This window comes from Gudongella oleilytica (genome assembly GCF_004101785.1).
In the GTDB taxonomy this organism is placed as follows: domain Bacteria; phylum Bacillota; class Clostridia; order Tissierellales; family Tissierellaceae; genus Gudongella; species Gudongella oleilytica.
Map to the genome: position 1 here is coordinate 813,040 of NZ_CP035130.1, position 12,295 is coordinate 825,334.

At 43.9% G+C, this 12,295-nt stretch carries 16 protein-coding genes and 1 other annotated feature; of the genes, 10 read left to right on the forward strand and 6 right to left on the reverse strand.

What is annotated here, in order from left to right; translation table 11 throughout:
- Window positions 1–3: 3 nt before the first annotated feature.
- The gene (locus EC328_RS03705) at window positions 4–1,245 is read right to left on the reverse strand and encodes a Y-family DNA polymerase (protein WP_128425556.1); all 1,242 of its coding nucleotides are present in this window, start codon (window positions 1,243–1,245) and stop codon (window positions 4–6) included.
- 130 nt (window positions 1,246–1,375) lie between these two features.
- Between EC328_RS03705 and EC328_RS03710 the strand changes: the two genes are divergently transcribed.
- Entirely contained in the window at window positions 1,376–2,521 is a 1,146-nt protein-coding gene (locus tag EC328_RS03710; RefSeq protein ID WP_128425557.1) for a hypothetical protein, read from the forward strand.
- Between the two features lie 16 nt (window positions 2,522–2,537).
- Here the strand turns inward: EC328_RS03710 and EC328_RS03715 are convergent, their stop codons facing one another.
- The 4 genes from EC328_RS03715 to EC328_RS03730 are packed head-to-tail and all read right to left on the reverse strand — an operon-like array spanning window position 2,538 to window position 5,634.
- Window positions 2,538–2,957: an OsmC family protein gene (locus EC328_RS03715; protein ID WP_206363912.1), complete on the reverse strand. Its 420-nt coding sequence runs from the start codon at window positions 2,955–2,957 to the stop codon at window positions 2,538–2,540.
- Between the two features lie 48 nt (window positions 2,958–3,005).
- On the reverse strand, window positions 3,006–3,773 hold the full coding sequence (locus EC328_RS03720; protein ID WP_128425558.1) for an ABC transporter ATP-binding protein: 768 nt from the start codon (window positions 3,771–3,773) through the stop codon (window positions 3,006–3,008).
- Window positions 3,739–4,638, reverse strand: coding sequence for an ABC transporter permease (locus EC328_RS03725; RefSeq protein ID WP_128425559.1), 900 nt, complete (start codon window positions 4,636–4,638; stop codon window positions 3,739–3,741). Before EC328_RS03725 ends, EC328_RS03720 begins: the two co-directional genes overlap by 35 nt.
- Window positions 4,639–4,659: 21 nt before the next feature.
- The gene (locus EC328_RS03730; RefSeq protein WP_128425560.1) at window positions 4,660–5,634 is read right to left on the reverse strand and encodes an ABC transporter substrate-binding protein; all 975 of its coding nucleotides are present in this window, start codon (window positions 5,632–5,634) and stop codon (window positions 4,660–4,662) included.
- A 62-nt stretch (window positions 5,635–5,696) separates the two neighbouring features.
- Window positions 5,697–5,931: a binding site (T-box leader), on the reverse strand.
- A 128-nt stretch (window positions 5,932–6,059) separates the two neighbouring features.
- Here EC328_RS03730 and EC328_RS03735 point away from each other — a divergent pair.
- From EC328_RS03735 to EC328_RS11485, 7 genes are all read left to right on the forward strand, one after another.
- On the forward strand, window positions 6,060–6,650 hold the full coding sequence (locus EC328_RS03735) for an HD domain-containing protein (protein WP_240671516.1): 591 nt from the start codon (window positions 6,060–6,062) through the stop codon (window positions 6,648–6,650).
- Between the two features lie 14 nt (window positions 6,651–6,664).
- Window positions 6,665–7,123, forward strand: a complete 459-nt coding sequence (locus EC328_RS03740) for a YbaK/EbsC family protein (RefSeq protein WP_128425561.1) — start codon at window positions 6,665–6,667, stop codon at window positions 7,121–7,123.
- 111 nt (window positions 7,124–7,234) lie between these two features.
- The gene (locus EC328_RS03745; RefSeq protein ID WP_128425562.1) at window positions 7,235–7,423 is read left to right on the forward strand and encodes a hypothetical protein; all 189 of its coding nucleotides are present in this window, start codon (window positions 7,235–7,237) and stop codon (window positions 7,421–7,423) included.
- Window positions 7,424–7,645, forward strand: a complete 222-nt coding sequence (locus tag EC328_RS03750; RefSeq protein WP_128425563.1) for an FMN-binding protein — start codon at window positions 7,424–7,426, stop codon at window positions 7,643–7,645.
- Window positions 7,646–7,655: 10 nt separating this feature from the next.
- On the forward strand, window positions 7,656–8,132 hold the full coding sequence (locus EC328_RS03755; protein ID WP_128425564.1) for a flavodoxin family protein: 477 nt from the start codon (window positions 7,656–7,658) through the stop codon (window positions 8,130–8,132).
- 72 nt (window positions 8,133–8,204) lie between these two features.
- Window positions 8,205–8,924: a coiled-coil domain-containing protein gene (locus EC328_RS03760; protein ID WP_206363913.1), complete on the forward strand. Its 720-nt coding sequence runs from the start codon at window positions 8,205–8,207 to the stop codon at window positions 8,922–8,924.
- A gap of 62 nt (window positions 8,925–8,986) precedes the next feature.
- A complete protein-coding gene (locus EC328_RS11485) occupies window positions 8,987–9,163 on the forward strand; it encodes a hypothetical protein (RefSeq protein ID WP_164906021.1) in 177 nt (58 codons plus the stop codon).
- Between the two features lie 32 nt (window positions 9,164–9,195).
- Here the strand turns inward: EC328_RS11485 and EC328_RS03765 are convergent, their stop codons facing one another.
- A complete protein-coding gene (locus EC328_RS03765) occupies window positions 9,196–10,629 on the reverse strand; it encodes a leucyl aminopeptidase (RefSeq protein ID WP_128425565.1) in 1,434 nt (477 codons plus the stop codon).
- Window positions 10,630–10,942: 313 nt separating this feature from the next.
- Between EC328_RS03765 and pyrB the strand changes: the two genes are divergently transcribed.
- A complete protein-coding gene (gene pyrB / locus EC328_RS03770) occupies window positions 10,943–11,866 on the forward strand; it encodes an aspartate carbamoyltransferase (RefSeq protein WP_128425566.1) in 924 nt (307 codons plus the stop codon).
- On the forward strand, window positions 11,867–12,295 hold the full coding sequence (locus tag EC328_RS03775; RefSeq protein ID WP_128425567.1) for an aspartate carbamoyltransferase regulatory subunit: 429 nt from the start codon (window positions 11,867–11,869) through the stop codon (window positions 12,293–12,295). It abuts the gene before it with no gap.

Genomic DNA, 12,295 nt, shown 5'->3' on the forward strand with positions numbered 1-12,295 from the left:
CCCCTATAAATAGCTGGACATCATAGGATAGCTTTCCTCCATGATGACACCCCCTATAACCGGATCGATGCCTGAATAGAGAAAACATGACCTGTAGATGGACCTTTGTCCGTATTTAAGCCTTATCCTGTCTATAACATCATCCAGCTGCTGTTCCTTTTTGTTTTGACTGCCCAGCAAGGACAGCTGAAAAAATTCGTTGGATTCAAGGTGAGAAAGGCTTATTGAGAAATTTCTCATAGGCTCTCCCTGCCACATTTCGTCGAACAGACTTCTGGCAACTCTGTAGATAGCATTGGTCGAATCAGTAGGTATATTTAGCTTTCTCTGATGTGAGGAATGATAGAACAGGTGGTTTTTAAGCGAGACCGATACCACACTGCCACACATATCAAGGTCTCTCACTCTAAGACCTATCATCTCCGATATCGCCAGAAGCACCTTATGGGCTTCTTCCCTGGTCTCCACATCAAAGGGCATAGTGGTCGAGTTCCCAACTGACTTTAAGGGAACAGCTCCGCTTCTCACAGGCGAGGATTCCATACCGTTGGCGTATTCCCAAATCAGAAGACCTGGCTTTTTAAGCCAGGAGTGGATGTAATCCCTGTCAAGCTCCGCCAGTTGCCTGATCGTGAATATACCTCTGCCATTGAGTTTTTTCTTTGTTCTTGAGCCTACCATAAAAAGCTCCTCTACGGGAAGAGGCCATAGCTTCTCAGGGATATCCTCCTTGAAAAGGGTGTGTATCTTATCAGGCTTTGAAAAGTCCGAGGCCATTTTAGCCAGCAGCTTATTTGGGCCTATGCCAATATTGACGGTAAATCCAAGCTCCTCCCGGATCCTTCTGCCCATCTCTGTGGCCACTTCCATGAATGGCCGTTCAGTATCAATGTACTCAAGGAACACCTCGTCTATGGAATATCTTTGGATGAAGGGTGAGTATTTGCCTAAAAGCTCCACCATGGAATCACTGGCCCTTATGTAGCGTGGATAGCATGGAGGGACCATAACGAGCTCCGGACATTTTTCAAAGGCTGAATGGACGGTTTCGCCGGTTATTATCCCAAATTTTTTTGCGGGGATGGACTTCGCAAGAACTATCCCGTGCCGCTTTTCCTGATCGCCTCCAACTATGGAAGGAACATCCCTAAGGTCAATTGGAGAGCCGTGCTGGAGTCTGTATACGGCTTCCCAGGAAAGGTAAGCGGAATTTACGTCTATGTGAAAAACTATCCTTTCCGACATTTCTAACACCTCTTTGTGGTCTGTGTATCCATAATAACAGAACACATGTTCGAAGTCAATAAAAAGGTTGTATGCTCCGGGAAACGTGATAAAATGGGAATATAGAGAAAACGGGAAGGAGATGGGTCGTGTGAGGGTTCTTTTTGTAAGGCCGGGGATCGGAGCAGGAAAGAAGGGGGCAGAGGTCGTAAGACTTCAGGAACCCATCGAAATAGCTTTGCTTGCGGGACAAATACCTGCGTGCCTCAGGGACAGGGTGGAGCTTGGGATTTACGACTTTGCAGTTGAAAAGGGTGCATTCAAAAGAGGTCTTCAGGACTTCAGACCTGACCTGATAGTATTTTGGGTCGAAAGAGGACAGGAGGCGACTGCCTCTGAGCAGGCTCTTATTTCCAGAGAAACTTCGACAAGTGCAATTATTGCAGCTGCTGGAGAGTCTGCAGCTCAGGCAGATCCATCAGTCTTTGACCTCATATATACAGGAAATCCGGTAAAGCAGCTGGAGGAGACCCTTATGGGTATAGAAACGGAGAGAAGTCTTGATGAGATAAAAAACAAGCTTGGTGTAACAGACAAGGGATTCTCAGGCTCTGTCCTTAAGCCGATGGAGTCAAGAGCGATAAAGAAAGATGGCTATTATTTTCTGCAATATCCATCAGTAAGGGAGATACACTCTCAGCAGAGGGTAAACTTCAATGAGAACGGACTTATTGGAAAGGAAGTGTACGATCTCAGACCAATTGAGGAGATCGTCACAGATATAGATAATTGGGGATCAGCCGTATATCTTAAGGATCTGGATATTTTTCAAAGTAGGGAGAGGCTTGAAGGATTGATTTCAGCTCTTGAGGAAAGGGAGCTTAAGGGCACTTATATAGCTGCAGGAGTATGGGGGTTTTCAAAATGGGAGGAAGAATTAAACAGGTTCAGAGATCTTGGTCTGAAAGTGATGGTTCTTAGATTCACGCTTCCCGGGGATCCTGAGACCTGGATAGCGATGGAGGAGGATGTTTCATCTCTGAGGAAGAGAGGTATAGAGCCCGTCATCCTTATAAAGGATGAGTTGTCTGAGACGGATCAGGAGGCCCTTATATTCTGGCTTAAAAAACTGGGAGAGGGACTTGTGGTCCTTGAAGGTGAAGCCCTGGAAAAAAACAATGCCATAATCACGAAGCTTCCTTTGAGTCTTAAGATCTACTGGAGATGGGTTGGAGAATTTGGATTCGCAGAGGCTACAAGAAGGCAGAGAGAATACAAGAAAGCTCTGCTCCCGTAAATTGGGAGCAGAGCGTCTATTCTTCTATTTTGATTGCATGCGTTATGTTTGAAGATTTCTTGAGCATTGCCGTTACACCGCAATATTTTTCCTGTGAAAGGAATACTGCTCTTTCAAGTCTGTCCATTGGAAGTCCCTTGCCCTTGAATATATAGGTCAGGTGTATATCCGTATAGATTTTAGGGTGATCCTCAGAGCTTTCAGCCTCCACCTCGATATGAATATCATCTGGGAAAACATTCATTTTATTGAGGATCATTTTGACGTCAATCCCAGTGCAGCCTATAAGTCCCGCCAGAAGCATTGTTTTAGGTCTCGGTCCAAGATCGTTTCCTCCAGTTTCAATATCTGCATCAGTTATGAAGTGATGCCCGTTTATATCCATCTCCCAGCCCATATTTCCAACGATATTTGCCTTTAATTTGGTTTTTGCCAAAACTCACATCCCCTTTCAATTCGATCAAGTGGATATTACCCAAAAATGTCAGGCTATAATCTTTTCATGGATCTTTGACTGGTAAATCGTAAGCAGCTCCTCCTCCGAAGTGTCGCAGCTTGGCTTGTCCAGAACGATTTTTCCTTTGTCCAGCATAACAACTCTCTGGGAATATTTAATCGCATCCCCAATGTGGTGGGATACCATTATAGTTGTTATATGATATTTATCAAGAAGCTCCCGAGTCTTTTCCATTACGACCTGGGAGGTCTTTGGATCAAGAGCAGCAGTGTGCTCGTCAAGAAGCATGAGGTCAGGGTGCTTCATCGCTGCCATAACAAGTGAAAGGCTTTGTCTCTGGCCTCCGGAGAGGAATTTCACCTGAGTGTTCAGCTTATCCTCAAGACCAAGGCCAAGATCCTTTAGAAGGGACACGAAAATATCAAGCCGCTCACTTCGAATCAATCTTCTAAGGCCGAAGGGTTCGCCCTTTTTGCTTGCTAATGAAAGGTTTTCGAGTATGGTAAGACTTGGCGCTACACCCATGGTTGGATTTTGGTGGACTTTTCCAATATGAAGTGCTCTTTCTTCCTCAGGCAGCGAAGCTATGTTGTATCCTTTCAGAAGTATTTCTCCATCATCAGCACGCAAGCTTCCGCTTATGAGGTTTAAAAGAGTGCTTTTTCCACATCCGTTTGCCCCAATGACCGCAGTCAGGGATTTATCATCAATTGAGATATTGAAGCCCCTGAAAATCGGTATTTCAAATTCAGTATCTGTATTAAAACTCTTCCAAAGGTTTCTTATTTCCAGCAATTGTCTTACCTCCCCGCTTTTTTAGACTATTAATCACCGGTGACGAAAAATTGTTATAAGATATAAATGCTATTACTATTATTGCACTTATTGCTTTCAGGTCAGTGGGACTTAAGCCCATATCTATAGCTACGCCCCCTATAAGCTTGTAGGTCATTGCCCCGATAATTGCTCTAAGGGTAAGACTCATCTTTCCTGAGCTCTTTCCCAAAGTTTCTCCGATAATGATCGATGCCAATGCCACTACGATTATTGAGCTTCCCATGGTTATATCCGCAAAGCCCTGGTACTGGGCCATCATGGCACCACTTGTTGCAACGAGGCCGTTTGAAAGCATAAAGCCAAGGATCTTGTATTTATTGCTGTTTTCTCCGAGGGACCGAACCAAAGATTCGTTATCCCCGGTAGCGATGAGAAGGTAGCCTGTTTCAGTCTTGAGGAACCAGTCAAGAACGAGCTTTACCAATATGATAGCTCCAATAAGGACCAGCAGTCTGTAGCCTTCGGGATATATCGTACCTGAGCTAAAGAGCGGTATATTGGCCTTGCCATTCAGCCGCAGGTTGAAGGAGTATAGCATCGTCATGGTAAGTATCCCTGAAAGAAGAGGTCTGATCTTGAGCTTAACGAAAAGCAAGGCTGTAACAAGACCTGCTCCTGCTCCAAAGGCAAATGCCAAAAGAGTTGACATTAAGGGATTTGCTCCTCCCATAACAAACCGTGCAAATACGAAGGCACCAAGGGGGAAGGTGCCTTCCACTGACAGATCAGCAATATCGAGTACTTTATAGGTGAGGACCACTCCCATTGCAAGGACTGAGAAAATCAGTCCCTGCTCGAGAGAGGTCAGTATAAGTTCGTTCATTTTCTGCCTCCTGGATTGTTGTTATTGTCCTACTTCTTCTGCACCTTCGAAAACCTCGTTTGAGGGATCTACACCTAAAGCTTCCATAGTAGATTTATTGAATACTGAGGTTGTGCCTTTAGATTTTTCTGCCGGGATTTCTGAGGGTGACTTGCCGTCTATGAGTATGGCCTTAGCCATTGCCGCAGTCTGTCTGCCCAACTCAAAGTAGCTAACACCGTCAGTTACCAACAACCCACCCTCAACGAAGGAGCCTTCAGCACCTACAGAGATTATTCCATTGGAGTTAAGCTTTTCGGCAACAACAGCCATGGATGAAGCAACCATATTATCGGTGATCGCATAGAAGCCGTCGATATCCTTGACGAGTGAATCCATTGCCTGAGGTATGTCGTTTATATTTGCTATCCCCATTTCAACGATCTCCAGACCTAACTCACCTGCAAACTCCTTTGCTCTTGCGACCTGGATCTCAGAATTGCTCTCGCTGGTGTTAAAGAGGATCCCGATCTTTTTTATAGAGGGATCAAGCTTCTTGAACATAGAAAGCTGTTCCTTCATGGGAGTTGCATCGCTTGTTCCAGTGACGTTTCCACCGGGACTTTCCATTGATGAAATTAGTCCTGAAGCTACGGGATCTGTTACTGCGCTGAATAATACAGGGATTTCTGAGGTTGCCTGCTTGGAACTTTGAGCAGCAGGTGTAGCTATTGCATAGATCAGATCTACCTTATCGGATACAAATTTTTGTGCTATGGAAAGTGAAGTAGGTATATCACCCTGAGCATTTTGGTATACGATTTCTGCCTCTACTCCCAGTTCCTCCAACCCTTGGATAAAACCTTCCCTTGCGTCATCAAGAGCTGGGTGCTCAACAAGCTGGTTGATCCCAATTACAATCTTTTCTTCCTCCGATGCTCCTCCTGCTGTACATCCTCCCATCATTGCCACCAAAGTAATAATTGCGATTGCCTTCAAAAAACCTCTTTTTCTCATTTTTGCTCCTCCTTTTTTAAGTAAATAAAAAAAATCCTTCGTTCCCATGAATCATTTAAATTCATAGGGACGAAAGATTTAATCTCACGCGGTACCACCCATATTACGGCAAAGCCGTCTCTCATTCGGATCCAACAATCCTGTCCCTTTTAACGGCGGGCCTCCGGATCTGCCTACTCGAAATCTTTTGGCAAATCTGCTTGGGAGTGTATATCGTATCCAGCTATTGTCAGTTTCCACCCTTCCTGACTCTCTATAAATATGCACAGATGCGCTTCTCTCCTTCAACGCTTTTATGTATTAAATATAATGATAGTTCCTGTGATGGGTATTGTCAATACTTTTTTCAAAATTATTTTTATAAGGGAAATATTCTGCTTTATGTGATAAAATAGCATTAGTAAAGAATACAGGGAGATGATCCGGTGAATGAACGTTTAATAAAGGACATAGAATTCATAGTTGAACTGGACAGGATGAAGACCATATTGCGGCAAACAAGTCTAATAGGAGAGGACAAAAGAGAGGACGATGCACAGCACTCGTGGCACATAGCCGTAATGACGATGGTGCTTTCTGAGTATTCAAATGAGGAATTTGACGTCAACAGAGCAATCAAGATGCTTTTGATCCATGACCTTGTAGAGCTTTATGCAGGAGATACCTTCTGCTACGATGCAGCAGCCAACCTGGACAAGAGAGATAGGGAGCTGCAGGCAGCAGACAGGATATTCGGTATGCTGGGCGAAGAAAAGGGCGGTTTTTTCAGGTCGCTCTGGGATGAATTCGAAGAGATGGAAACTCCGGAGGCAAGGTTTGCAGCTTCTATGGACAGGCTTCAGCCTATGCTGAACAACTACTATAATGGCGGGGGAACCTGGAGAAAGTTCGGAGTAGCTCAGGAGGATGTATTCAAAAGAATAAGCCCCTTGAAAGGGACTTCAGATCAGCTTTGGCAATTCGTTGAGAACATGCTTGAGGATGCCTATAATAGAGGACTTATAACAAAAAGGTAAAGCGGGGTGTAGCAATGACTGTTGAAAGCGTAAGGAAGTACATTGACGAGAAGAATCTTGATATCGAGATTTTGCATATGAAGACCAGTACAGCTACTGTAGAGCTGGCAGCCGAGTCTCTTGGCGTGGAGCCTGGAAGAATAGCAAAGTCAATGGCTATAAGACTAAAGGATAGGGATATAATACTTGTTGTAAAGGGAGATGTTCGCCTTGACAACAGGAAGTTCAAGGATCACTTCAGGGAGAAACCAAGGTTTATCGATGGAGATGAGATGCTCGAGGCTACAGGACATCCTGTGGGAGGCGTATGCCCCTTTGGGCTGTCGAAACCTATGGATATATATCTTGATCAGTCACTTAAGGTGTATGACTATGTATTCCCTGCCGCAGGGGGACCAAATACATGTCTCAGGATAGACGTTGACCTTTTAGAAAAGGTCACCTGTGGTCAGTGGGTAGATGTATGCAAGTAATGGGATCATCACCAGCAAAAAAGCTGGTGATTTTTTGATGGAAGCTTAACAAATCTTGAAAAATACTGCTATAATATACGTGGCACCACTTTAAAGCAGGTGCTAAATCCAATGGAAATAGAAGTGGAAATGTTGAAAAAGATATTTAAGATCATAGGGATCATAGTATTAGTTCTTATCCTTCTTTTTTCAGGTATATTCATATACCTCAGCAAAAACCTGGACGAGCTGGTCGAGTCAAGAATTCAGGAAATAGACCCCAGTGAGCTGAAGGATGGTACATATGTCGGGGAGTATTAAGTGCCTCCTGTTTCTGCCACTGTTGAAGTAATAATTGAAGGTGGAAGGATAGAGGATATACGTCTGCTTGATCATGGAAACGGAATGGAACAACCGGCAGAGGCGATTATAGAGGACGTGGTTGAGGACCAAAGCTTAGATGTTGATAGTGTTTCAGGCGCAACCTACAGCAGCAGAGTCATTCTTAAGGCGATAGAAGCCACTTTGATAGAGGCAAGATAGGAGGGGAAAAATGAAAATAGGGATCGTAGTACATTCATTTTCAGGGAATACTATGTCCGTCGCGGAAAGACTTGCACAAAGCTTATCTGAAAAGGGCTATGAAGCCGACATTTTGAGGCTCCAGGTAACCGGAGGAGAGAACAGAAATCAGCGGGACATAGGTAAGATAGCCCTTCAGCTGATACCTGACATGAAAGGCTTCGACAACCTGATCGTAGCTGGTCCGGTAAGGGGATTTCAGGCATCGCCAGTCATCAGGAAATTTTTCGACGAAGTCAATGATATCGAGGGTAAAAACGTGGCAATGTTCGTGACACACGCTTTTCCCTACAGCTTTTTTGGAGGGAAGAGCGCAATTGGGCAAATGGAAAGGATGTGTCGTGAAAAGGGAGCAAAAGTAGGATTTACAGGCATAATAGACTGGGGCAGCGGGAAAAGAGAAAAGCAGATAGAGACTCTGGTTAAAAATATAACTGACCTGATGTAACCCGATTGACATATTTAAGCCCGTATATTGGGGTAAAAATGTTGCAAATCAGTAAAAGGAAGTGGTCAAGCAATGAAGAAAAAAATATTTTTAGCTATATTCATTTCAGCAGCTCTGTTGTTTTCCGGGTGCACCAATACTTCTCAGGAAGATCTGGTCGAAGAGCTGAATGCTGAGCTTCAGTCGAGGGATAATGAGATAGCTGAGCTTCAGTCGAGGGTACAGGAGCTACAGGCTCAGCTGGAGCAAGCGCAGGAACCGGAACCATTGCCATCAGCAGGTCCAACTCAGGGAGCGTCGTTATTGACAACTGCTTTTGAAGTTGTGGAGCTTTTAAAGACTATGGATATGTCAGGAGTCAGCGACTATGTACACCCAAGCCTTGGAGTGAGATTTACCCCATATGATTACGTGGATTCTCAGGCTGACCTTGTATTTACCGCAACGCAGGTTGCAGGGCTTGCGCAGGATAATACAGTTTATCTTTGGGGGAGCTTCGACGGCTCAGGGAACCCGATAAACCAGATATACTCAGACTATCACCAAAGCTTTGTATACGATGAGGACTTCCTTAATCCTCATATGATTGGCATAAATACCAAGATAGGGATGGGCAACTCGTTGAATAATGTTGACACTGCTTATCCAAACGGAGAGTTTATTGAATTTCATTTCACAGGCTTTGATCCGCAATATGGAGGGATGGACTGGAGGAGTCTCAAGCTTGTTTTCGAGGATGTTTCAGGCTCATGGTATCTTGTTGGGATAATCCACGGGCAGTGGACTATTTAGATGGATTTCCACTCTCCTTTCTGGTATCATAAAGAGGGAGAATTCCATACGGAGGTGTAGGTATGCTTGGAGGGCTTTTAGTTGGCCTTGTAGTTGGCTGGATCGTTTCACTTTTTGGGGGAGACCAGCTTATAATACAGGGCATTAGAGAAATAACTGGTAATTCAATAACAAGCGCAGGCTATTATACTATATTTGCTATAATAGGTCTGCTGGGTGGAGTACTGAAAAATAAGTAACCAGGTCCGAATTTGGACCTGGTTTTTTCAATCTACATATCCTTGACCAAATAGAAAAGAGTTTTAACCGGTATTCCTGTTGCACCCTTTGGCAGGTAACCCATAGGGTTTGAAAGATGAGAGGTGCCTGCAATATCCAGATGGACCCATGGCTTATCATTCACAAATTCCCTGAGGAACAGACCTGCGGTAATTGCTCCTGCCCATCTGCCGCCTGTGTTCTTAAGATCAGCAAAATCGCTTTTAAAAAGCTCCATATATTCCTCATCGTGTGGAAGCTCCCAGACAGGCTCTCCTGCAAGGGTCGAAGCAACCTTTATCTCTTCCATGAACTTGTCATTGTTCGTTATTGCTCCCGTATTTACGCTCCCTAAAGCAACTACGCAGGCTCCTGTAAGAGTTGCCAGATCAACTATTCTGTCTGCATTTTCAACTGTGGCTGCATACCAAAGCGCGTCTGCCAGGGTGACCCTTCCTTCAGCGTCAGTATTGCCTATCTCTATAGTCTTTCCAGACATGGATCCTATTATGTCTCCTGTCTTGTAAGCACCGCCTGAGATCATGTTCTCACAAGCTGCAACGATTGCCGTAACATTTTTCTTAAGACCTGCCTTTGCGATAGAATACATGGCCCCAATAACAGAGGCAGCTCCTGCCATGTCTGTATGCATAGCTGCCATGCTGTCTGCAGGCTTCAGGCAATATCCTCCTGAGTCATAGGTAAGTCCCTTTCCAACAAGAGCAAGTTTTTCGTTTGAGTCAGGATCACCTTGATATTTCATTACTATAAACTGAGGCTCCTTCTCTGAGCCCTTCGAAACAGCAAGGAAGGCTTTCATGCCAAGCTCCTCGATTTTTTCCTTCCCAAACACATCAACCTTGACTCCTAATGGTGCAAGACTGTCAACGGCACGCTCTGCAAGCACCTCAGGGTACATATTTATCGCAGGCTCATTTACCAGGTCTCTGGTAAGGAATACACCCTCCATAAGAATCTGGGTTTCCGAAACAACGTTTTTAGCTTTTTCAAGATTATCATCCTTTACCTGAAGGTAAATTTCCTTTAAATAAACCCTTTGATCAGATTTACTCTTATATTTATCAAAGCTGTATTGAGACTGGATCAAACCCTCTGACACTGCCTTCAAGGTCTTTCCATAGCATTTATCTTCAAATTTCGGAATATGGACTCCGATACTCTCAAGCTTTAGCCTTCCAGCCTCCTTACCTAGAGAATAGAATGCTTTCCTTAGTACCTGGTAATCCAGCTTGTATTCTTCTCCAAGTCCAAGCAATATCACATCTTTACCATTTCCCGGGCTTGAATACACTTCGCCTGCTTTACCTTCAAACAGCTTTCGCTCCTTAACAAAGCTATAAAGATCATTAGCCTCAGACACTTTTTCAGCTCCCTTGAAAACAAGAACTGCTATAGCCTCTCCGCCCTTTTCAAATAGAAAATTCATATTATCCCCCCAAATATTATTTAGATAGTCTGATTATACCAAATTATTAACTATAACTAACACGGGAATTAGTAATAAATTGGATCTGGCTGCAGTCAACTCCAAAATATGATGGCAAGAAGTTGAAAATTTACTCAAGGTAGTTGACTTGAGGCCTCTGCTATGATAATTTTAACTAAATAAATACCTTTAAACCGATCCCGTGAGATTGGAAAGGAGTGCGTATAAGCGAAAATACTTATGCCTTCCTTTGTGGAGGGCATTTTTAATGCGTTGCTCCAAGAAACCTACAGGTAAACGAGGAGGAATTATCATGCTGAAAGGAAGACACTTGATCGATCCCCAAGATTTTAGCATCAAAGAGCTTGAGAGTATTTTTGATTTGACCGAGAGGATCATCGAAAGCCCTGAAGATTACAATTCTATATGCCATGGCAAGATCCTGAGCACTTTATTTTATGAGCCCAGCACCAGGACCAGATTTAGCTTTGAAGCCGCAATGTTGAGATTGGGTGGAAGCGTCATCGGGTTTTCGGAGCCGGGCTCAAGTTCTGTGGCAAAGGGCGAAAGCCTTGCGGACACACTGAGGACGGTCGGGGCATATGCAGACATTATCGCAATGCGCCATCCCAAGGAAGGCGCTCCAAGGCTTGGGACTGAGTATTGTCCTGTACCCCTTATAAACGGAGGAGACGGCGGACACCAGCATCCTACTCAAACCATAACAGACCTTTTCACAATTCTGCAGGCTAAGGGAAGGCTGGAAAAGCTTGTTATCGGTTTATGTGGAGACCTTAAATTCGGAAGGACCGTCCATTCGCTTATAAAAGCGATGTCAAGATACGGGGATATTGAATTTTTACTGATTTCTCCAAAGGAGCTTCAGGTACCTGATTATATAAGACAGGAGATCCTTATTGGGAAGGGGATACCCTTCAGAGAGGTGGAAAGGCTTGAGGAGGTAATCGGCGAATTGGATGTGCTTTACATGACACGAGTCCAAAAGGAAAGATTTTTTAACGAAGCAGATTATATAAGACTCAAAGACAGCTATATACTTGATCGGGATAAGCTTCTTATCGCACCTGAGGATTTAGTAATATTACACCCGCTTCCAAGAGTGAACGAGATAAGTCCGGAAGTGGATGACGACCCCAGGGCATGGTATTTCAGACAGGTAAAGAACGGGATGTACGTAAGAATGGCTTTGATTCTTAAGCTTTTGGGGGTGAAATAGATGCTTAATATTACAAGCATTAAGAAGGGACTTGTCATAGATCATATTAGACCAGGGATGGGCCTTAAGATATTCCAATATTTAAAGCTGGACCAGGCCGACTTTACGATCGCACTCATAATGAATGCTGCCAGCAAAAAGCATGGTAAAAAGGATATAATCAAGATTGAGGATGTAATAGATCTGGATCTTGCCATGTTGGGCTTTCTGGATTCCAATATTACTATAAATGTAATAGAAGACGAGATCATAACTGACAAGATCAAGCTTTCTCTCCCTGAGCGGGTTGAGGGAATAATAAAGTGTAAAAACCCAAGGTGCATAACTACCGAGGAAAGAAATGTGACACACAGGTTTGTTCTCATCGATCATACTAAGGGTATCTATAAATGTGAGTATTGCGATCATATTTATTCCTGGGAGGGATAG